Below are 20,845 nucleotides of genomic sequence, written 5' to 3' on the forward strand. Positions count from 1 at the left end.
GCGGCGCCGGCATGCGCCGGGGCGGGCGCGGCCGCGGTCGCCGGCAGGGACGGCCGGACCCCGGGGCCAGGGCCGCGCAGCGCGGCGGGAAGCACCAGCGCCAGCGCGAGCGCCGCGGCGAGCGCCGCCGGCACGGCGAACAGGGCGAGGCGCCGGTGCTGCCGGCGCCGGCGGACGCGCGCGGCCAGCAGCGGCCACGGGTCGCGTTCGGGGGCGGGCGGCGGCAGTCCGCGCAGCGCGGCGGCCAGCGCGGCGTGGGCGCTCAGGCGGTCGGTGCGATCAGACATGGCGATGCCTCCGGGGTGTTCACCAGCAGCTCGCGCAGACGGCGGGTGCCGCGCGCGAGCTGCGACTTCGAATAGCTGACCGTGCGCGCGCAATGCGCCGCGATCTCGACGTGGGTCAGGCCCTCGACGTGGTACAGCCAGAGCACCGTGCGCGTTGCCGGCGGCAGCGCGGCCAGCGCGCGCTCGAGCGCGCCGCGGTCGGCCAGCGCCCACGCCGGCGGCGCGTCCTCGTCGATCGGCTCGTCATCCAGCGGCTCCGGCCCGAAGCGGCGCTCGCGGCGCAGGCGCATCAGCGCCTCGTTGATCGCCAGCTGGCGCAGCCAGGCCCAGAACGGCGCCTCGCCGCGGTACTGGCCGACGCGCTCGTAGGCTTTCAGCATGGCGTCCTGCAACACCTCGTGCGCGGCGTCGCGGTCGCCGAGCAGACGGCAGGCCAGCGCGTACACCGGGCGCTCGAACAGGCGGTAGATGCGCTCGAACGCGCCGAGGTCGCCGCGGCGCAGCGCATCGACGGTGCCGGGGTCGACCTCGTGCTGGAACGGGGATGGCTCCATGCCGGATAGATGCGCACGCGCCGGCGATGGTCGCAAGCGCCGATGCGGGCGACCGGCCTCGTGCCGCGAATGCGGTCGTGGCGGCGTGCCAGCGGCTACGGGGCGGGCTTGCCAGGGGTCTTGCGGATCTGTAAATTAGGACTCCTAATTATTTGCCGCCATGCGATGCGCCGCCTCGGCGCAGGACCGCGATGAAATCGCCGCGCTACTTCGACCGCCATTCCGTGCCGCTGCCGCAGCGCACCGTCGCCGCGCTGGAGCGGCTGGGCCGGGTGCTGCGCCAGGACGCCTGGCGCCGCGGCGGCGCGCTCGATCTCTCGCCGACCCAGCAGCGGGCACTGGACGAGCTGGCCGCCGTCGGCGCCGAGGGGCTGGGCCTCGGCGCGCTGGCGCAGCGCCTGGCGGTGAGCGCGCCGACGGCCAGCGACGCCGTCGCCGCGCTGGCGCGCAAGGGCCTGCTGGAGAAGCGCGCGGACGCCGCCGACGCGCGCCGCAAGCGCCTGCTGCTGACCGCCGCCGGCCGCGCGGCGGCGGCCGCGCACGCCGGCCCGGCCGAGGTGGTGCTGGCCGCGCTCGGCGCGCTGGACGCGACCACGCAGGAGGCCGTGTATCGCGCGCTGCTGCTGACCATCCGCCGCCTGCAGGCCGAGGGCCGCATCGAAGTGGCGCGCATGTGCCTCGATTGCGCGCACTTCCGCCCCTTCGCGCACCCCGGCCTGCCGGCCACGCCGCACCACTGCGCGCTGGTCGACGCGCCGTTCGGCGAGCGCCACCTGCGCATCGACTGTCCCGATCACCACGCTGCCGCGCCGGCGCAGCGGGCGCGCAACTTCGCCCGCTACGCCGGCGCGGCGGATTCCACCACGGAGGAGCAGCCGTCATGAGCAAGACCACCCTCGCACTGGCCTGCGCGCTCGCGCTCGGCGCCGGCGCCGCCGCGGCGCACGGCATCGACGCCAGGCCCGGCAACGCCCAGGCCGCCGACTTCGACATCGTGCGCACCAGCGTCAGCGCCGGCGACCGCTATCTCGTCTTCGACATGCAGGTCAGCGGCAGGGCCGGCGCCACGCATCCGGCGAAGAGCGGCAAGCTGGCCGGCAGCACGGTGTTCTCCTACGTCTGGCCGACGAAGATCGACACCGCCGAGGTCGGCTTCGACGCCGACCAGGGCACGCTGGCGCTGGCGGTGACCGCGCATCCCGATTTCGACGACACGCCGTGGATCGACGAGAACGGCGACGGCAACCCCGACAACGACGGCGACGTCTGGCACTCGCACTGGGTGGTGCTGGTGCCGGACGACGCCTGCGGCAAGGGCATGCTGAAGGTGAAGGACATCGCCGAGGGCAGCCACCCGAAGCTGCCGCCGACCTGGCCGGGCCTGCCGATCCTGATCGACTCGCCGGGCTACACGCCGCTGATCGACGGCCGGCACGTGCGCGTGCGCGTGCCGTTCCGCGACCCCCAGCGCATGCTCGGCAGCGCCTTCGACGGCGTCACCGCCGGCCTGCGCGTCAACGCCAATGTGCACGCGCCGCTGCTGTGCGTGGTCGACGTCAAGGACGTGGCTTCGGGCGATCTGTCGCTGCCCGGCAAGATCGAAGCGGCATCGGCGAAGTGAGATGGCCGCGCTGCAGGCAGCGCCGGAATGGCAGGTGGCGCGCTGGTTCAACGGCGCGCCGCCGACGCTGGCCGGACTGCGCGGCCGCGTGGTGCTGCTGCACGCCTTCCAGATGCTGTGCCCGGGCTGTGCGATGCACGCGCTGCCGCAGATGCAGCGCGTGCATCGCGCCTTCCCGCGCGAGCGCCTCGCCGTGATCGGCCTGCACACGGTGTTCGAGCATCATGCGGCGCAGGGACCGGCGGCGCTGGCGGCGTTCCTGCACGAATACCGCTACGAATTTCCGGTCGGCGTCGACGCGCACGACGCCGGCGATCCGCTGCCGCGCACCATGCGCGCCTACGCCATGCAGGGCACGCCGACGCTGGTGCTGATCGATGCCGCCGGGCGCCTGCGCCGACAGCACTTCGGCGTGCTCGACGACCTCGCCCTCGGCGCCGCCCTGGGCGGCCTGCTGGCCGCGGCGTCCGCGGACGCCTGACCGCTGTCCGCACTGTCCGCGGCGCTGTCCGCGGACACCGCCGCGGGACCGGGCCGCGCGCAACGAAGGCTTGCCGATCAGCGGCTTGCGCGCGGGCGGCGGGCTGGCATGCCCGTTGCTGAGACAGGCTCGACATCGCGCCGCGCGTCGCGGCGCCCGGGAGCCTGCATGATCCGCGACACCTCCGCCCAGGACCGCCTGATCGTCCCCGAACGCAGCTCGAAGCTGCGCCGCTGGCTGTGGCCCGGCGTGGCCGCGGCGGCGGGCCTCGTGCTGCTGCTGTGGCTGCTGCCGGCCGCGCTGCGCACGCTGGCGGCAGGCGCGTCGGTCAGCGCCACGCGCCTGCGCATCGCCACCGTGCAGCGCGGCACGCTGGTGCGCGACGTGTCGGTGCAGGGGCGCGTGGTGGCGGCGGTCAGCCCGACGCTGTACGCGCCGGCGCCCGGCACGGTGACGCTGGACGTGGTTGCCGGCGACAAGGTCGAGAAGGGCCAGGTGCTGGCCGAGCTGTACAGCCCCGAGCTGACCAACCGCCTCGCCCAGGAGCAGGCCGCGTTGCAGGGCATGGAGGTCGACTACGAGCGCGCGCAGATCGAAGCGCGGCGCAAGCGCCTCGACACCCAGCGCGCGCTGGACCAGGCGGCCATCGACCGCAAGACCGCCGAGCGCGAGGTCGAGCGCACCACCAAGGCGTTCAAGCTGGGCGCGCTGCCCGAGATCGACGTGCTGCGCGCGCAGGACGCGCTGGAGAAGGCCGACATCGCGCTGGACAATGCGCGCAAGGGCGTCGCGCTGGACCACGACGGCCTCGCCTTCGAGGTGCAGGCGAAGAAGCTGGCGCGCGACCGCCAGCAATTGCTGGTGGCCGAACTGCAGCGCCAGGTCGATGCGCTGAAGATCCGTTCGCCGGTGGCCGGCCAGGTCGGCCAGGTGCAGGTGGCGCAGAAGGCCAACGTGGCGCTGAACGCGCCGCTGCTGAGCGTGGTCGACCTCTCCGCGCTGGAGCTCGAGGTGCAGGTGCCGGAGGTGTTCGCGCACGACATCGCCATCGGCATGCCGGCCGAGATCCAGGACACCAGCGGCATGTACAAGGGCGAGGTCGGCGCGGTGTCGCCGGAAGTGGTCAACGGCCAGGTCACCGCGCGCGTGCGCTTCGGCAAGACCAAGCCGGCCGGCCTGCGGCAGAATCAGCGTCTCACCACGCGCATCTTCATCGACACGCATCCGAACGTGCTGATGGTCGAGCGCGGCCCGTTCGTCGACGCCGGCGCCGGCCGCGTCGCCTACGTCGTGCACGGCGACGTCGCCGAACGCACGCCGATCCAGGTCGGCGCGATGAGCCTGAACGCGGTGGAGATCGTCTCCGGCGTCAAGCAAGGCGACCGCATCGTGATCTCCGGCACCGACGAGTTCAACGGCGCCGAGCGCGTCACCATCCACTGAAATCCCGCCCCCCGACAGCCCCCTTTGCCCCGAGAGGAATCGCCATGCTGGTCATGACGCATCTGCAGAAGGTCTACCGCACCCACCTGATCGAGACGCACGCGCTGCGCGACTTCTCGATCCATGTCGGCGAGGGCGAGTTCGTGGCGGTGACCGGTCCGTCCGGCTCCGGCAAGACGACTTTCCTCAACATCGCCGGCCTGCTCGAGGAGTTCACCGGCGGCGAGTACAAGCTCGACGGCGTCGACGTCGGCGGCATGAACGACGCCGAACGCTCGCGGCTGCGCAACGAGAAGATCGGCTTCATCTTCCAGGGCTTCAACCTGATCCCCGATCTCAACCTGTTCGACAACGTCGACGTGCCGCTGCGCTACCGCGGCTTCGACGCCGCCGAGCGCAAGCGCCGCATCGAGGAGTCGCTGACCCGCGTCGGCCTGGCTTCGCGCATGAAGCATTACCCCTCGGAGCTGTCCGGCGGCCAGCAGCAGCGCGTGGCGATCGCGCGCGCGCTGGCCGGCTCGCCGCGCCTGCTGCTCGCCGACGAGCCCACCGGCAACCTCGACTCGCTGATGGCGCGGGGCGTGATGGAACTGCTCGAGGAGATCAACCGCCAGGGCACCACCATCGTGATGGTCACCCACGACCCGGAGCTGGCGGCGCGCGCGCAGCGCAACGTGCACGTGATGGACGGCCAGGTCACCGATCTCGGCGAGGCGCCGCGCTTCCGCAAGACGCCGCACGCCGCGGCGGCCACGGCCTGAGGAACGCGCCATGTTCGGCTACTACCTGCAGCTCGGCCTGAGGAGCCTCAGGCGCAACCCGGTGCTGACCGCGCTGATGGTGCTGGGCATCGCCCTCGGCATCGCCGCCAGCATGACCTCGCTGACCCTGTTCCACATGATGGGCAGCGACCCGATCCCGTGGAAGAGCGACAAGCTGCACTACGTGCAGATGGACAACTGGGATCCGAACCAGCCCTACGGCAGCGACGGCAGTCCGCCGGACCAGGTGACCTACCGCGACGCCGTCGCGCTGATGCAGGCCGGCAAGGCCGACCGGCAGGCGGCGATGTTCCGCGTGATGCTGCCGGTGCAGCCGGAGAACCCCGAGGTCAAGCCCTACCTCGCCGTCGGTCGCGCGACCTTTGCCGATTTCTTCGCCATGTTCGAACCGCCGTTCGAGTACGGCGGTCCGTGGGACCACGGCGCGGACGCGCAGCACGCGCGGGTGATGGTGCTCAGCCACGACACCAACGAGAAGCTGTTCGGCGGCCAGAACAGCGTCGGCAGGAAGGTGCGCGCCAACGACGTCGACTACACCGTGGTCGGCGTGCTGAAGGAGTGGCGGCCGCGCGTCAAGTTCTTCGATTTGAGCAGCGGTCCCTTCTACGAAATGGAGGACGCCTACCTTCCGTTCAACACGGCGATCGAGCTGCAGATGCAGTCGGTCGGCAACAACAGCTGCTGGAACAACTTCGGCGACGGCTGGGACGCCTACCTGCAGTCGGATTGCATCTGGATCCAGTTCTGGGCGCAGCTGGACTCGTCGTCGCGACTCGCCGAGTACAAGTCGTTCCTGGACAGCTACGTCGGCGAGCAGAAGAAGCTCGGCCGCTTCCAGCGTCCGCTGAACAACCGCCTCCCCGACGTCAACCAGTGGCTGGCGAACCAGAAGGTGGTGCCGAAGGACGTCACCGTGCAGGTCTGGCTGGCGTTCGCCTTCCTCGCGGTCTGCCTGATCAACACGGTCGGCCTGCTGCTCGCCAAGTTCATCCGCAAGTCCGGCGAGATCGGCCTGCGCCGCGCGCTCGGCGCCAGCCGCGGGCAGTTGTTCGCGCAGCACGTGGTCGAGTCCGGCGTGATCGGCATCAGCGGCGGCTTGATCGGCCTGCTGTTCACGGCCTTCGGCCTGATGCTGGTGCGCGCGCTGTACGAGAACTACCAGAACGTCGCCCATCTCGACTGGACCATGGTGGCCACCACCGTGCTGCTGGCGATCGGCGCCGCCGTGCTGGCCGGCCTGTTTCCCACCTGGCGCGCATGCCAGACCGCGCCTGCGGCGCAGCTGAAGACGCAGTGAGGTGAGCATCATGGAGATCCGTCCGATCCTTTCCGCGCTGATGCGCAGCAAGGTGGCGCTGGTGCTGATCGGCGTGCAGATCGCGCTGACCCTCGCCATCGTCTGCAATGCGCTGTTCATCATCAGCCAGCGCATCGACAAGATGGGCCGCCCGTCCGGCATGGACGAGGCCAATACGTTCGAGGTCGGCAGTCTGGGTTTTGGCGCCGCGTTCGACATGCGCACCACGGTGCAACAGGACCTGGCCACGCTGCGCGGCCTGCCCGGCGTGCAGGACGTCACGCCGATCAACCGCGTGCCGATGGGAGAGGCCGGCTGGTCGACCGGCATTCAACTGCAGCCCGCGCAGAAGACTGCGACCACGTCGACGGCGATCTACTTCGTCGACGAGCACGCCCTCGACGCGATGGGGGTGAAGCTGGCGGCGGGACGCAACTTCCGCGCCGACGAGATCGGCTTCGAACCCGACTTCCGCAACAACGGCTGGCCGCCGGTGGTCATCATCACCAAGGCGCTGGCCGAGCGCCTGTTCCCCGGTCAGGACGCGGTCGGCAAGCAGTTCTACCTCGGCAAGGACCAGCCGCCGCAGACCGTGATCGGCGTGGTCGAACGGCTGCAGGCGCCCTGGCTCGACTGGAAGGAGGTCGAGTATTCGACGCTGATCCCGCAGATCCGGCCGTACTCCACCGACATCCGCTACGTCGTGCGCGCGCAGCCGGGGCGCCGCGACGAGGTGATGAAGCTGGCCGAGGCCAAGCTCGGCGAGATCAACCGCAGCCGGCTGGTGCGCAACGTCGAGAGCATGGAGAAGGTCCGCGCCGAGGGTTATCGCGCGGACCGCGCGATGACCATCATCCTCTGCATCGTGATCGTCTGCCTGCTGACCATCACCGCGCTCGGCATCGTCGGCATGGCGAGCTTCTGGGTCACCCAGCGCACCAAGCAGATCGGCACGCGGCGCGCGCTGGGCGCCACCCAGTTCGACATCCTGCGCTATTTCCTGACCGAGAACTTCCTGATCACCTCGCTCGGTCTGGCGGCGGGCGCGGTGCTGACCTACGCCTTCAACGTCTGGCTGATGACCCACTACGAGGCGCCGCGCCTGCCGTGGTACTACGTGCCGGTCGGCTTCCTCTGCCTGTGGACGCTGGGCCAGATCGCCGTGCTGGGGCCGGCCACGCGCGCCTCGCGCGTGCCGCCGGCGGTGGCCACGCGCAGCGTGTGAACGCGCGGATGCGGCGCGGGCCATGCCTTCCGGCCCGCGCCGGCCGCGACGGTCGCCTGCAGAATGCCCTGCGCGCGCTGGGGAACGGCGCGCCTCCCGTCACCCGAACGAGAACCGTCATGCCGCATCCGCTTTCGAAATCCCTGGGACTTGTGCTCGCCGCCGCGCTGGCGCTGTCGGCGGGCGTGCCCGCCGCGCACGCGGCCGACGACGTCGCCGCCCGCGTCAAGGCGCTGAATGCGCTGCTGGCCGAACAATGGCAGTGGCAGATGCAGCAGTCGCCGGAGTTCGCCACCGCGATCGGCGACTACCGCTACAACGACCGCTGGAGCGACCTGTCGCTGGCGCACGTCGCCGTGCAGAAGCGCGAGACCGAGGCCTTCCTCAAGCGCTTCGAGGCCATCGATACCACCGGTTTCGCCGAGCAGGACCGCCTGAACCAGCAGCTGATGGTGCGCCAGCTCAGGGACAACCTGCGCGGCATCGCGCTGAAGACCTACGAGATGCCGCTCGACCAGTTCGTCGGCCTGCACCTGCAGCTGGCGCAGTTCGTCGCCATCATGCCGTTCGACAGCACCAAGCATTACGAGGATTACGTCGCGCGCCTGAATCAGGTGCCGGCCGTGTTCGACCAGTTGATCGGCGTGCTGAAGCAGGGCGAGAAGGACGGCCTGATGCCGCCGAAATTCCTGCTGGAGAAGGTGGTCGCGCAGTGCCGTGCGATCGCCAAGCCGGCGGGCGAGGCCAGCGTGTTCGGCCAGCCGGTGACGAAATTCCCCGACGCCGTGCCCGCCGCCGACCGCGCGCGGCTGCACGACGCGGTGATCCAGGCGGTCGACGAGAAGGTGCGGCCGGCCTACCTCAAGCTCGCCGACTTCGTCGAGAAGCAGTACGCGCCGAAGGGGCGCACCGGCCTGGGCCTGTGGGCGTTGCCCGACGGCGCCGCCCGCTACCGCTTCGCCATCGAGCAGATGACCACCACCGACATGGCGCCGGAGAAGATCCATGCGCTCGGCCTGTCCGAGGTGGCGCGCATCGAGGCCGAACAGGACGCGATCGCGCGCAAGCTCGGCTACAAGGATCTCGCGGCGTTCCGCGCGGCGCTGAAGAGCGACCCGAAGATCAAGCCGGCCTCGCGCGAGCAGATCCTCGATCTCTACCGCAAGTACATCGCGCAGATGGAGCCGAAGCTGCCGCAGCTGTTCGGCCTGCTGCCCAAGGCCAGGCTGGAGGTGCTGCCGGTGGAGGCGTTCCGCGAGAAGGAGGCCTCGGCCGCGCAGTACACCACCGGCACGCCCGACGGTTCGCGGCCGGGCAAGGTGTGGGTGAACACCGGCGACTTCGAGCACCGCAACCTGCTCGAGGTGGAGTCGACCGCCTATCACGAGGGCGTGCCCGGCCACCACATGCAGCTTTCGATCGCGCAGGAGCTGCCGAGCCTGCCGCCGTTCCGCCAGCAGGGCGGCTACACCGCCTATGTCGAGGGCTGGGCGCTGTATGCCGAACGCCTCGGCAAGGAGGTCGGCTTCTACACCGATCCCTACAGCGACTACGGCCGCCTGTGCGACGAGCTGCTGCGCGCCGACCGGCTGGTGCTGGACACCGGCGTGCACGCCATGCATTGGACGCGGCCGCAGATGGTCGACTTCTTCCGCCGGCACTCCTGCGAAACCGAGCCGGACATCCAGGCCGAAACCGACCGCTACATCGCCTGGCCGGCGCAGGCGCTGGCCTACAAGCTCGGCCAGATGAAGTTCCTCGAGCTGCGCGCGCGCGCGCAGAAGGAACTCGGCGACAAGTTCGACATCCGCGCCTTCCACGACGAGATGCTGAACGGCGGCGCCTTGCCGCTGGACGTGCTGGACGCGCGCACCGACGCCTGGATCGCCGCGGTCGAGGCCGGCGCGGCGCCGGCGCACCCGGTGGCGGCCGCACAGTAAGTGCGAAATCCGCGGCCGCGCGGCGCACCGTGGTGCGCCGCGCCGTCGCTGGGCGATGATGTAGCCGACCGGCCTGCAACCCTTCGGCCCGCCGCCGCATCCATGCGGCATGCGTGAGAGAAAGATGCGCACCGTCCTGGTGATCGACGACAACCCCGCGGTAGGCACCGCGCTGGAACTGCTGTTCGACCTCAGCGAGATCCGCACGCTGCGCGCGCCGACGCCGCAGGAGGGGCTGGACGTGCTCGCCCGCGAGGACGTCGACCTGGTCGTGCAGGACATGAACTTCAGCGCCGACACCACCTCGGGCGAGGAGGGCGTGGCGCTGTTCCGTGCGATCCGCGCCGCGCACCCGGACCTGCCGATCATCCTGCTGACCGCGTGGACCCATCTCGAGACCGCGGTGGAGCTGGTCAAGGCCGGCGCCGCCGACTATCTCGCCAAGCCGTGGGACGACCCCAAGCTGCTGGCCACCGTCGAGAACCTGCTGGAGCTGTCCGAGGCCACACGCGAGGTCAGCCGCGTTCGCGGCGAGCGGCAACGCGCGCGCCGCGACCTCGAATCGCGCTACGACCTGTGCGGCCTGGTGTTCGCCGCGCCGGCGATGCAGCGCGTGGTCGAGCTGGCCTGCCAGGTGGCGCGCGCCGACGTGCCGGTGCTGATCACCGGCCCGAACGGCGCCGGCAAGGAGCGCATCGCCGAGATCGTGCACGCCAATTCCGGCCTGCGCGGGCCGTTCGTCGCGGTCAACTGCGGCGCGCTGCCGGCCGAGCTGATCGAGGCCGAGCTGTTCGGCGCCGAGCAGGGCGCCTACACCGGCGCGCAGCGCGCGCGCGAGGGCCGCTTCGAGCTGGCCGACGGCGGCACGCTGTTCCTCGACGAGATCGGCAACCTGCCGCCGGCCGGGCAGATGAAGCTGCTGCGCGTGCTGGAAACCGGCCAGTTCGAGCGTCTGGGTTCCAGCCGCACGCGCAGCACCAAGGTGCGCGTGGTCAGCGCCACCAATGCCGACCTGCCGGCGATGATCCGCGCCGGCACGTTCCGCGAAGACCTCTACTACCGCCTGAACGTGATCGAGCTGCGCGTGCCGCCGCTGGCCGAACGGCCCGAGGACGTGCTGCCGCTGGCCGAGCATTTCCTCGCCGGCCGCGCGCGGCTCGACGCCGGCGCGCGCGCGGCGCTCGCCGCGCACGCCTGGCCCGGCAACGTGCGCGAGCTGAAGAACGCCATCGAGCGCGCGCTGCTGCTGAAGCGGGGCGACGCGCTGACCGCGCAGGACCTCGGCCTCGCCGCCGCCGCGCCGCGCACGCACGCGCGCCTCGCTCCCGAACAGGAACCCGACCGCGCTACCATCGAGGCCGCGCTGCGCCGCTGCCGCGGCGTGATCAGCCAGGCGGCGGCGGAGCTGGGCCTGAGCCGGCAGGCGCTGTACCGGCGGATGGACAAGCTGGGCATCGTCGTCGGCGCGGATTCCGCCTGAGCCGGCGCCCGGCGAGGGAGGCGGATGCGGCTGACATCGCTGGAGGGCAAGCTCGCCCTGCTGCTGGCGCTGGTCGCGCTGGCGGCGGCCGCGGTGGCCGCGTGGGCGGCGCGCGCGTTCGACACGGCGGGCGCCGGCATCCTCGTCGCGGCGGTGGCGCTGGTCGCGCCTTTGCTGGCGGCCGCGCACTTCGCCGCGCGGCCGGTGATCGCGCTGTTGCGCGCGCTGGCCGGCAGCGTCACCGCCTTCCGCGACGGCGACTTCAGCTTCTCGCTGCACAACAGCCGCCGCGACGAGCTCGGCGACCTGGTCGCCGCGCACAACGAACTGGGCCGCGTGCTGCGCGAGGAGCGCCAGCACCTGTTCCAGCGCGAGCTGTTGCTCGACACCATCGTGCAGAACACGCCGACCGCGCTGCTGCTGGTCGAGCCGGGCGGCCACATCGTCTACGCCAACGTCGCTGCGCGCCAGCTGCTGAACGCCGGCCGCGCGCTGGCCGGCGAGCGCTTCGACGCCGTGGTCGCCGCCGGCCCGCCGGCGCTGGCGCAGGCGTTGCAGCGCGGCGCCGACAGCCTGTTCACCGTCGCCATCGACGGCGAGGACGAAACCTTCCACTTGACCCAGCGCGAGTTCAACCTGCAGGGACGCCGCCACCGGCTGGTGCTGCTGCGCCGCCTGACGCGCGAGCTGGCGCGCCAGGAAGTGGCGACCTGGAAGAAGGTGATCCGCGTGATCAGCCACGAGCTGAACAATTCGCTGGCGCCGATCCGATCGCTGGCGCATTCCGGCCGCGAGCTGGCGCGCAAGGGCGACGGCGAGCGGCTGGCTACGGTGTTCGACACCATCGAGGAACGCACGCGCCACCTGGAAGGCTTCATCCAGGGTTACGCGCGCTTCGCCAAGCTGCCGCAGCCGCGCATCGAGGCGGTGGGCTGGCGGCAACTGCTCGACGGCATCGGCCGCCACTATCCGTTCCGCCTGGCCGGCGGCCTGCCCGACGCGCCGCTGCACGCCGACCGCGCGCAGGTCGAGCAGGTGCTGATCAACCTGCTGAAGAATGCGCACGAGGCCGGCGGGGCGGCCGATGCGGTCGAGATCGCCGTGCTCGACCACGGCGCGGACTGGCGCATCGAGGTGCGCGACCGCGGCGCCGGCATGAGCGAGACCGTGCTGGCGCACGCGCTGCTGCCGTTCTACTCGACCAAGCGCAGCGGCACCGGGCTGGGTCTGGCGCTGGCGCGCGAGATCGCCGAGGCGCACGGCGGCCGCATCGCGCTCGCCAACCGCGAGGGCGGCGGCCTGCAGGCGGCGCTGAACCTGCCGAAGGCCGCGCGCGCCTGAAACCCGCGCTCGCCTATACTCGGCCGCGGCATTCGCCGATAGGGAGGGGGAACATGCCGGGTCTATTCGCTCTGGTGCTGGTGCTGGTGGCGGTGATCGTGCTGGCCAAGCTGGTGCGCATCGTGCCGCAGGGTTACGAGTGGACGGTCGAGCGCTTCGGCCGCTACACGCGCACGCTGCAGCCGGGCCTGCACTTCCTGGTGCCGTTCATCTACAGCGTCGGCCGCAGGATGAACATGATGGAACAGGTGCTGGACGTGCCCTCGCAGGACGTCATCACCAAGGACAACGCGGTGGTGCGCGTCGACGGCGTGGTGTTCTACCAGGTGCTGGACGCGGCCAAGGCGGCCTACGAGGTGGCCAACCTGCAGACCGCGATCATCAACCTGGTGATGACCAACATCCGCACCGTGCTGGGCTCGCTGGACCTCGACGAATCGCTGTCCAAGCGCGACGAGATCAACGCGCGCCTGCTGAAGGTGGTCGACGAGGCCACGCATCCGTGGGGCCTCAAGGTCACGCGCATCGAGCTGAAGGACATCCAGCCGCCGCGCGACCTGGTCGACGCGATGGCGCGGCAGATGAAGGCCGAGCGCGAGAAGCGCGCCAACATCCTCGAGGCGGAAGGCTTGCGCCAGGCGGCGATCCTCAAGGCCGAGGGCGAGAAGCAGTCGGCGATCCTCGCCGCCGAGGGCGAGAAGGAGGCCGCGTTCCGCCAGGCCGAGGCGCGCGAGCGCCTGGCCGAAGCGGAGGCGAAAGCCACGGCGATGGTGTCGGAATCGATCGCCAAGGGCGACGTCAACGCGCTCAACTACTTCGTCGCCAACAAGTACGTCGAGGCGCTGAAGGCGATGGCCGATTCGCCGAACCAGAAGATGCTGCTGCTGCCGATCGAGGCCACCGGCGTGCTCGGCTCGCTGGCCGGCATCGCCGAGCTGGCCAAGGAGTCGCTGGGCCGCCAGCAGGCGCAGGCGGCATCGCGGCAGCCGCCCGCCGCGCCGCGCGCATGAGGCCCGCGCCATGAACCTCGACGTGTCCGCGCATTACGTGTGGTGGGTGCTGGCGCTGCTGCTGATCGGCGGCGAGGTGGTCGTGCCCGGCTATTTCCTGCTGTGGATCGGCATCGCCGCCGGCGCGATGGGGCTGATCGTGCTGGCGCTGCCGCAGCTCGGCCTGCTGCCGCAGGCGGTGCTGTTCGCCATCCTCGCCTTCGTCTCCTGCTTCGCCTACTGGAAGCTGCTGCGGCCGCGGCTGGAGCGCGACGCGCCCGACGCCGCCGGCCTGAATCGCCGCGCCGAACGCCTGATCGGCCAGCGCTACGTGCTGGAGACCGCGATCGAGCACGGCCGCGGCAAGGCGCGCGTCGGCGATTCGCTGTGGCTGGTCGAGGGCCCCGACCTGCCCGCCGGCGCCACCGTGGAGGTGGTCGGCGTGGACGGCAGCACGCTGAAGGTGAAAGCGGCCGGATGAGCGCGGCACCGCTGCACGCGCGCGTTGCCTTCGTGGTCGAGCTGGCGCGCCGGCTGCACCAGTACGGCACCGCCGCGCCGCGCCTCGAACAGGCGATCGACAAGGTCTCGCGCCGCCTCGGCCTGAACAGCGAGGTATGGTCCAGTCCGACCGCGATCATCCTGTCGTTCTCGGAAGCGGGCGGCGACGGCCTGGCGCAGATGACGCAGGTGATGCGCCTGCCGCCCGGCGACGTGCACCTGGCGCGGCTGTGCCAGGTGGACGCCATCGCCGACCGCGTGATCGCCGGCGAACTCGGCATCGACGAGGGCGCGCGCCGGCTGCGCGCGCTGGCGCAGCCGGCAGGGCGCGGCGCGCTGGCGGCGCTGGTCGCCAGCTACGGCCTCGCCGCCGGCGCGATCGCCACGCTGCTGCACACGTCCTGGGCGGACATCGCCGTGGCCGGCGCGATCGGCGTGCTGATCGGCCTGATCGCCGTCGCCGGCGCCGCGCGGCCGCGCCTCGCCGCCGCCGGCGAGGCGATCGCCGCGCTGGTGGCGACCCTGCTGGCGACCCTGCTCAGCGCCTTCGTGGTGCCGCTGGCGATCCGCTCGGTGGTGCTGGCGGCGCTGATCGTGCTGATGCCGGGCATGACGCTGACCACGGCGGTGCGCGAGCTGTCCAGCCAGCATCTGGTGTCCGGCGTCGCGCGCATGTCCGGCGCGCTGGCCACCCTGCTCAAGCTGACCTTCGGCGCGGTGGCGGCGACGCAGCTCTGCCGCGTGCTCGGCGTGCAGCCGCCGCTGCACGCGCTGGCGCCGGTGCCGGCGTGGACGGAATGGCCGGCGGTGCTGGTGGCGGCGTTCTCGTTCGCCATCCTGTTCCAGGCCGCGCGGCGCGACTGGCTGCTGGTGATGGCGGCGGTGGCGATCAGCTACGCCGCGGCGCGCGCCGGCGGCGCCACCTTCGGCGCTCCTTTCGGCGTGTTCATCGGCGGACTGCTGATCGGCGGACTCAGCAACGCCTATGCGCGCTGGGCGCACCGCCCGGGCGCGCTGGTGCGCGAGCCCGGCATCATCCTGCTGGTGCCCGGCAGCGTCGGTTTCCGCAGCGTCAGCTATCTGCTCGAACGCGACGTCACGCTGGGCATGGATACCGGCCTGCTGCTGCTGACCCTGCTGGTCGCGCTGGTGGCGGGTTTGCTGTTCGGCGACCTGGTGGTGGCGCCGCGGCGCAGTTTGTAGCGTTGCGCCATTGCCGAATCGGCGAATGAACGAAAACGCCGGCATTGCGCCGGCGTTTTCACCTGTGCCCCAGGATCGCTTACTTGATCAGCAGGTCGCGTTCCTTCTTGCCCGCCGCCAGCGCCGCGCTGAACCAGCGCGGACGCTTGCCGCGGCCGCTCCAGGTCATCGCCGGATTTTCCGGGTTGCGGTATTTCGGCTTCACCGTGCCGGTGCGGCGGGTGCGGCGGCCGAGGCGCGGATAGACGTCCTCGAGGGTGAAACCTTCCGCCTTGATCATGGCTTCAATCTTGTCGCGCAGTTTCGCCGCCTTTTCCTTGCGCAGATCGTCCTGGCGCTGCTGGGCCTTGCTGATCAGCTCCTTGAGCTGATTGTGATTGAGATTCTTCAGGTCGATGGCCATGGGCGTCTCCAAACGGATCTCGATGGGTGGTCGTACGGGGCGATCTTGCGGCCGGTGCGCCGTGGGCCGAAAAAAACCGGCCATGCGCCGTGATAAACCGCTTAACCTCGATAATTGTCGCCCAAAATGCCCGGACAGGCAAAAGCGGCCCGTGGCGACGGCGGCCGCACGGGTTTTCAGCGGGGCTATTTAGCTTCGATTTAGGTTGCGTGGCGCCGGAACACCAAGCTGGCATTGGTGCCGCCGAAACCGAAGCTGTTGGACATCACCGTTTCCAGCCGCGCATGGCGGCTGGCGCGCGCGATCGGCATCGACGCCGCTTTCTCGTCCAGCCGCTCGATGTGCGCGGAGCCGGCGATGAAGCCGTCGCGCAGCATCAGCAGGCAATAGATCGCCTCGTGCACCCCGGCCGCGCCCAGCGCGTGGCCGGACAGCGCCTTGGTCGAGGACAGCGGCGGGCAGTCCTCGCCGAACGTCGCCCGCAGCGCCTCCAGTTCGACCAGATCGCCCAGCGGGGTGGCGGTGCCGTGGGTGTTGACGTAGTCCGGCCGCGCGCCGGCCTCCGCCAGGGCCATGCGCATGCAGCGCACCGCGCCCTCGCCCGAAGGCGCGACCATGTCGGCGCCGTCGGAGCTGGCGCCGTAGCCGGCCAGTTCGGCGTGGATGCGCGCGCCGCGGCGCAGCGCGTGCTCGCGCTCCTCCAGCACCAGCATGCCGGCGCCGCCGGCGATCACGAAGCCGTCGCGGTTGGCGTCGTAGGGGCGCGAGGCGCGCGCGGCGTCGCCGTTGAAGCGCGAGGACAGCGCGCCCATCGCGTCGAACTGCGCGGTCAGGCCCCAGTGCAGCTCCTCGCCGCCGCCGGCGAAGACGATGTCCTGGCGGCCGCCGCGGATCAGTTCGGCGGCGGCGCCGATGCAGTGCGCCGAGGTGGCGCAGGCGGCGGACAGCGAATGGCTGATGCCGCGGATGGCGAAGGCCGTGGCCAGGTTGGCCGAGACCGTCGAGCACATCGTGCGCGCCACCATGTACGGGCCGATGCGGCGCACGCCGCGGCTGCGCAGCAGGTCGGCGACGTCGATCTGGTGGCCGCTGGAGCCGCCGCCGGAGCCGGCGACCAGGCCGGTGCGCTCGTCGCTGACCTGCGCCGGCGCCAGCGCGGCGTCGTGGATCGCCTCGCGCATGGCGACGTAGCTGTAGGCGGCGGCGTCGCCCATGAAGCGGCGCGTCTTGCGCTCGATCTCGGCGTCCAGGTCGATCTGCGGCACGCCGGCCACCTGGCTGCGCAGGCCGAGTTCGGCGTATTCCGGCATCGGCCGGATGCCTGAGCGGCCCTCGCGCAGCGCGCGCGCGACGCTGTCGGGATCGTTGCCGAGACAGGACACGATGCCCATCCCGGTCACCACCACGCGGCGCCCCTGCATGCTCAGAAGCCCGCCGTGGAGGTGAACAGGCCGACGCGCAGGTCCTCGGCGGTGTAGATCTCGCGGCCGTCCACCAGCACGCGGCCGTCGCCGATCGCCATCGCCAGCTTCTGCCGCATCACGCGCTTGATGTCGATGACGTAGCTGACCTTGCGCGCGCTCGGCAGCACCTGGCCGAAGAAGCGCACCGCGCCGACGCCCAGCGCGCGGCCGCGGCCGGGTTGGCCGAGCCAGGCGAGGAAGAAGCCGAGCAGCTGCCACATCGCGTCCAGGCCGAGGCAGCCGGGCATCACCGGGTCGCCCTGGAAATGGCAGTCGAAGAACCAGAGGTCGGGGCGGATGTCCAGCTCGGCCTCGACGCAGCCGCGGCCGTAGCGGCCGCCCTTGGGGTCGATGTCGACCACGCGGTCCATCATCAGCATGTTGGGCAGCGGCAGACGTGCGTTGCCGGGACCGAACATCTCGCCGCGGCCGCAGGCCAGCAGTTCGTCCCGGCTGAGGGAGGTGCCTGGGGTCATGGCGCATCTCGGAGGTGGAGATGCGCGAGTGTCGGCGCGGCCGTCCGGCACGGCCCTGACGCGCGTCAAAATCGCCCGGACATGCGCGCGCGAACGGCGCCGGCGGCGCTGCGGCGGATGGTCGCAGCGCGGCGGGCGCGGAGCGGAGGCAGGCGCGGCGGCGCTGCCCGCCGCGGCGTCACGACGCCGCGGCCGTCGCCTCGAACAGCGCCAGCACGGCGGCGCGGTCGAGCGCGCGGCTCTCGCTCTCGTCGCGGCGGCGGTATTCGAACGTGCCGGCGGCGACGCCGCGCTCGCTGACCACGACGCGGTGCGGGATGCCGATCAGCTCGATGTCGGCGAACATCGCGCCGGGGCGCAGGCCGCGGTCGTCCAGGGCGACGTCCACGCCGCGCGCCAGCAAGTCGCGGTACAGGCCCTCGGCGGCCTCGGCCACCTTCGCGTCGTTCTTCGGATTGATCACGCAGATCGCGGCGCGCCACGGCGCCATCGCTTCCGGCCAGACGATGCCGGCGTCGTCGTGGTTCTGCTCGATCGCCGCGGCGACGATGCGGCTGACGCCGATGCCGTAGCATCCCATGTACATGACGCGCGCCTTGCCCTGCTCGTCGAGCACGCTGGCGCCCATCGCCTCGGCGTATTTCTGGCCGAGCTGGAACACGTGGCCGACTTCGATGCCGCGCGCGATCGACAGCGTGCCGCGTCCGTCGGGCGAGGGGTCGCCCTCGACCACCTTGCGCAGGTCGGCGACGCGCGTGACGCGCGCATCGCGCTCCCAGTTCGCGCCGCGGTAGTGCGTGTCGTCGGCGTTGCCGCCGCAGACGAAGTCGGCGAGCGCGGCGGCGCTGCGGTCGACGATCACCGGGATCGCCTCCGGCAGGCCGACCGGGCCGATGAAGCCGGGGCGCGTGCCGGTGGCGGCGACGATCTCAGCCTCGCCCGCCAGCACCGACTCGCCGGGCAGCTCGGGCAGCTTCGCCGCCTTGATCTCGTTGAGCTCGTGGTCGCCGCGCAGGCACAGCGCGACCAAGCCCTCGCGGCCGCGCACCAGGATGGTCTTCAGCACGCGCTGCGCGGGGATGCCGAAATGCGCGCTGACGTCCTCGACCGTGCGCACGCCCGGCGTGGGCACGCGCTCCAGCGCGGCGGCGGGCGCGGGGCGCGGCGCCGCCGGCGCCAGCGCCTCGGCCAGTTCGACGTTGGCCGCGTAGTCGGAGCCGCTGGCGAAGGCGATGGCGTCCTCGCCGGAGTCGGCGAGCACGTGGAATTCGTGGCTGGCGTTGCCGCCGATCGCGCCGGTGTCCGCCTGCACGGCGCGGAACTTCAGGCCGAGCCGGGTGAAGATGCGCGCGTAGGCGTCGTACATCACGCGGTAGGTGCGGTCCATGCACTCGGCCGTCAGGTGGAACGAGTACGCGTCCTTCATCAGGAACTCGCGCGCGCGCATCACGCCGAAGCGCGGGCGGATCTCGTCGCGGAACTTGGTCTGGATCTGGTAGAAGTTGACCGGCAGCTGCCGGTAGCTCTTCAGCTCGTTGCGCGCGAAGTCGGTGACCACTTCCTCGTGCGTGGGGCCGTAGCAGAACTCGCCGTCCTTGCGGTCCCTGATCTTCAGCAGCTGGCCGCCGAACTTCTGCCAGCGGCCGGTTTCCTCCCACAGCTCCTTCGGCTGGATCGAGGGCATCAGCATCTCGATCGCGCCGGCGCGGTCCATCTCCTCGCGCACCACGCGTTCGACGCGGCGCAGCACGCGCAGGCCGAGCGGCGTCCAGGTGTAGATGCCGGCGGCGAGCTTGCGGATCATCCCGGCGCGCAGCATCAGCCGGTGGCTGACGATTTCCGCATCGGCGGGGACTTCCTTGACGGTGGCGATATGGAACTGGCTGAGGCGCATGGACGGTTCCGCGGCATGCGCGCGGCGCGCGCAGGAGGAAAGCGCGCGATTGTAGCGGCGCCGCCGGACGCGGCCAAACGCCGCGCCGGACCGATGGCGGCGCCCTCAGCGGCCGCTGCAGTAGCGCTGGTACTGGTCGCGCTCGGTGGCCAGCTCCTGGCTGCGCCGCGCGGCGTCGAGGCTCTGCTGCTTGCTGCCGTCGGCACCCATGGCCAGCGGCTGGTCGCTTTCCAGCAGCGCGATGTTCTTGCGCAGGTCGGCGCACAGCTTGGCGCGGTTGTCCGGCGTATCGGCGACGTGCGCCGTGGAGGCCGCGGCGGACGCGGCGCCGCCGCCGGCGGCCGGCTGGGCCGGGCCGGCCGCCGGCGGCTCGGGCGCTTCCACGCCGGCGCCTTCCACGCGCACGCGGCTGTAGCGCGCGCCCTGGGGCGGCGGCGAATCCGAGTAGTGGACCGTGCCCTTGGCGTCGGTCCACTTGTAGACCTGCCCGGCGAAGGCGGGCAGGGCGAGCATCAGGGCGATGGGCAGCAGCCTGCGCATCACGGGTCTCCTCCTCGTCAGTGCGGCTGCGGCCGCGGACCCCCGTGTGTCCGGATACTACCCCACGCGGCCGGGCCGGGGCGTGGCATGGTTTACACTTGTGGCGGCTCCGTCACGGGATCCGGCATGACCGCCACCGCACCGACGCCCGCCCGCCCGCGGCGCGGCATCTACCTGCTGCCCAACCTGTTCACCACCGGCGCGATGTTCGCCGGCTTCTACGCGATCGTCGCCGCGATCGGCGGCCGTTACACCGACGCCGCCATCGCCGTGTTCGTGGCCGGCCTGCTCGACGGCCTGGACGGCCGCATCGCCCGCCTGACCCACACGCAGAGCGAGTTCGGCGTGCAGTACGACTCGCTCTCCGACCTGGTCAGCTTCGGCCTGGCGCCGGCGCTGGTGCTCTACACCTGGTCGCTGGCCGGGCTGAAGGACTACGGCCCGCTGTGGGGCAAGATCGGCTGGGCGGCCGCCTTCATCTATGCCGCCTGCGCGGCGCTGCGGCTGGCGCGCTTCAACACCCAGGTGGGCGTGGTCGACAAGCGCTATTTCCAGGGCCTGGCCAGTCCGGCCGCGGCCGGGCTGTGCATGGCCTTCGTGTGGTCGGCCGAAAACAGCGGCTTCAGCGGCGCCGACGTCTGCTTCTTCACGCCGTTCCTGGCGGTGGCGGCCGGCCTGCTGATGGTCAGCCGCATCCGCTACTTCAGCTTCAAGAGCTGGCCGGTCAGCGAGCGCGTGCCGTTCCTGTGGATCATCGCCGTGGTGCTGATCCTGGTGCTGCTGGCGGTGGATACCGCGCGCGTGCTGCTGGGCATGGGCGTGGCCTACGTGCTGTCCGGCCCGATCGTCACGCTGTGGGGCCTGCGCAGCTCGCGCCGCCGCCTGCGCGGGCCGCGCGGCGAGCCGCCGGCCTGAGGAGCGCGTC

21 protein-coding genes are annotated in these 20,845 nt (G+C 71.6%); 14 read left to right on the forward strand and 7 right to left on the reverse strand.

The window, feature by feature from the left end; all coding sequences use genetic code 11:
• Nucleotides 1-287, reverse strand: a 287-nt coding sequence (locus MBSD_RS02090; RefSeq protein ID WP_425478087.1) for a hypothetical protein, incomplete at its 3' end; no start/stop codon positions are given.
• The gene (locus tag MBSD_RS02095; protein WP_062534604.1) at nucleotides 263-841 is read right to left on the reverse strand and encodes an RNA polymerase sigma factor; all 579 of its coding nucleotides are present in this window, start codon (nucleotides 839-841) and stop codon (nucleotides 263-265) included. The genes MBSD_RS02095 and MBSD_RS02090, both read right to left, overlap by 25 nt.
• 191 nt (nucleotides 842-1,032) lie before the next feature.
• Between MBSD_RS02095 and MBSD_RS02100 the strand changes: the two genes are divergently transcribed.
• The 13 genes from MBSD_RS02100 to MBSD_RS02160 all read left to right on the forward strand — a co-directional run bounded on the left by MBSD_RS02100 (nucleotide 1,033) and on the right by MBSD_RS02160 (nucleotide 15,144).
• Nucleotides 1,033-1,725 (forward strand): MarR family winged helix-turn-helix transcriptional regulator, encoded by a 693-nt coding sequence (locus tag MBSD_RS02100; protein ID WP_062534606.1) that lies wholly within the window; start codon nucleotides 1,033-1,035, stop codon nucleotides 1,723-1,725.
• Nucleotides 1,722-2,462, forward strand: coding sequence for a hypothetical protein (locus MBSD_RS02105; RefSeq protein WP_062534608.1), 741 nt, complete (start codon nucleotides 1,722-1,724; stop codon nucleotides 2,460-2,462). Before MBSD_RS02100 ends, MBSD_RS02105 begins: the two co-directional genes overlap by 4 nt.
• Before the next feature lies 1 nt (nucleotide 2,463).
• The gene (locus tag MBSD_RS02110; RefSeq protein ID WP_062534611.1) at nucleotides 2,464-2,943 is read left to right on the forward strand and encodes a redoxin domain-containing protein; all 480 of its coding nucleotides are present in this window, start codon (nucleotides 2,464-2,466) and stop codon (nucleotides 2,941-2,943) included.
• A 168-nt stretch (nucleotides 2,944-3,111) separates the two neighbouring features.
• Complete coding sequence (locus MBSD_RS02115) at nucleotides 3,112-4,386, forward strand: efflux RND transporter periplasmic adaptor subunit (protein WP_062534613.1); 1,275 nt, start codon at nucleotides 3,112-3,114, stop codon at nucleotides 4,384-4,386.
• Between the two features lie 44 nt (nucleotides 4,387-4,430).
• The gene (locus MBSD_RS02120) at nucleotides 4,431-5,147 is read left to right on the forward strand and encodes an ABC transporter ATP-binding protein (RefSeq protein ID WP_062534615.1); all 717 of its coding nucleotides are present in this window, start codon (nucleotides 4,431-4,433) and stop codon (nucleotides 5,145-5,147) included.
• 10 nt (nucleotides 5,148-5,157) lie between these two features.
• Nucleotides 5,158-6,465, forward strand: a complete 1,308-nt coding sequence (locus tag MBSD_RS02125; RefSeq protein ID WP_062534617.1) for an ABC transporter permease — start codon at nucleotides 5,158-5,160, stop codon at nucleotides 6,463-6,465.
• 10 nt (nucleotides 6,466-6,475) lie between these two features.
• Complete coding sequence (locus MBSD_RS02130; protein WP_062534619.1) at nucleotides 6,476-7,690, forward strand: ABC transporter permease; 1,215 nt, start codon at nucleotides 6,476-6,478, stop codon at nucleotides 7,688-7,690.
• Nucleotides 7,691-7,809: 119 nt separating this feature from the next.
• Nucleotides 7,810-9,630 carry a DUF885 domain-containing protein gene (locus MBSD_RS02135; protein WP_062534621.1) on the forward strand — a complete coding sequence of 607 codons (1,821 nt, stop codon included), beginning with the start codon at nucleotides 7,810-7,812 and terminating at the stop codon, nucleotides 9,628-9,630.
• Between the two features lie 124 nt (nucleotides 9,631-9,754).
• Entirely contained in the window at nucleotides 9,755-11,110 is a 1,356-nt protein-coding gene (locus MBSD_RS02140; RefSeq protein WP_062534623.1) for a sigma-54-dependent transcriptional regulator, read from the forward strand.
• 24 nt (nucleotides 11,111-11,134) lie between these two features.
• A complete protein-coding gene (locus MBSD_RS02145; protein ID WP_062534625.1) occupies nucleotides 11,135-12,451 on the forward strand; it encodes a sensor histidine kinase in 1,317 nt (438 codons plus the stop codon).
• Between the two features lie 53 nt (nucleotides 12,452-12,504).
• Nucleotides 12,505-13,461: an SPFH domain-containing protein gene (locus tag MBSD_RS02150; RefSeq protein ID WP_062534627.1), complete on the forward strand. Its 957-nt coding sequence runs from the start codon at nucleotides 12,505-12,507 to the stop codon at nucleotides 13,459-13,461.
• Between the two features lie 10 nt (nucleotides 13,462-13,471).
• Nucleotides 13,472-13,921, forward strand: coding sequence for an NfeD family protein (locus tag MBSD_RS02155; RefSeq protein WP_062534629.1), 450 nt, complete (start codon nucleotides 13,472-13,474; stop codon nucleotides 13,919-13,921).
• Nucleotides 13,918-15,144: a threonine/serine exporter family protein gene (locus MBSD_RS02160; RefSeq protein WP_062534631.1), complete on the forward strand. Its 1,227-nt coding sequence runs from the start codon at nucleotides 13,918-13,920 to the stop codon at nucleotides 15,142-15,144. Before MBSD_RS02155 ends, MBSD_RS02160 begins: the two co-directional genes overlap by 4 nt.
• A 79-nt stretch (nucleotides 15,145-15,223) precedes the next feature.
• Here MBSD_RS02160 and MBSD_RS02165 read toward each other — a convergent pair whose 3' ends face one another.
• The 5 genes from MBSD_RS02165 to MBSD_RS02185 all read right to left on the reverse strand — a co-directional run bounded on the left by MBSD_RS02165 (nucleotide 15,224) and on the right by MBSD_RS02185 (nucleotide 19,920).
• A complete protein-coding gene (locus MBSD_RS02165; protein WP_062534633.1) occupies nucleotides 15,224-15,547 on the reverse strand; it encodes an H-NS histone family protein in 324 nt (107 codons plus the stop codon).
• A 200-nt stretch (nucleotides 15,548-15,747) separates the two neighbouring features.
• Nucleotides 15,748-16,968: a beta-ketoacyl synthase N-terminal-like domain-containing protein gene (locus MBSD_RS02170; RefSeq protein ID WP_062534635.1), complete on the reverse strand. Its 1,221-nt coding sequence runs from the start codon at nucleotides 16,966-16,968 to the stop codon at nucleotides 15,748-15,750.
• Between the two features lie 2 nt (nucleotides 16,969-16,970).
• Nucleotides 16,971-17,486, reverse strand: a complete 516-nt coding sequence (gene fabA / locus MBSD_RS02175) for a 3-hydroxyacyl-[acyl-carrier-protein] dehydratase FabA (RefSeq protein ID WP_062534637.1) — start codon at nucleotides 17,484-17,486, stop codon at nucleotides 16,971-16,973.
• Between the two features lie 178 nt (nucleotides 17,487-17,664).
• Nucleotides 17,665-19,380 (reverse strand): proline--tRNA ligase, encoded by a 1,716-nt coding sequence (locus MBSD_RS02180; RefSeq protein WP_062534639.1) that lies wholly within the window; start codon nucleotides 19,378-19,380, stop codon nucleotides 17,665-17,667.
• A gap of 105 nt (nucleotides 19,381-19,485) precedes the next feature.
• The gene (locus MBSD_RS02185; protein WP_062534641.1) at nucleotides 19,486-19,920 is read right to left on the reverse strand and encodes a DUF4124 domain-containing protein; all 435 of its coding nucleotides are present in this window, start codon (nucleotides 19,918-19,920) and stop codon (nucleotides 19,486-19,488) included.
• 126 nt (nucleotides 19,921-20,046) lie between these two features.
• Between MBSD_RS02185 and MBSD_RS02190 the strand changes: the two genes are divergently transcribed.
• Nucleotides 20,047-20,835 (forward strand): CDP-alcohol phosphatidyltransferase family protein, encoded by a 789-nt coding sequence (locus MBSD_RS02190; protein WP_062534643.1) that lies wholly within the window; start codon nucleotides 20,047-20,049, stop codon nucleotides 20,833-20,835.
• The last annotated feature ends 10 nt before the right edge of the window (nucleotides 20,836-20,845 follow it).

The organism is Mizugakiibacter sediminis (assembly GCF_000953855.2).
Taxonomy (GTDB): domain Bacteria; phylum Pseudomonadota; class Gammaproteobacteria; order Xanthomonadales; family Rhodanobacteraceae; genus Mizugakiibacter; species Mizugakiibacter sediminis.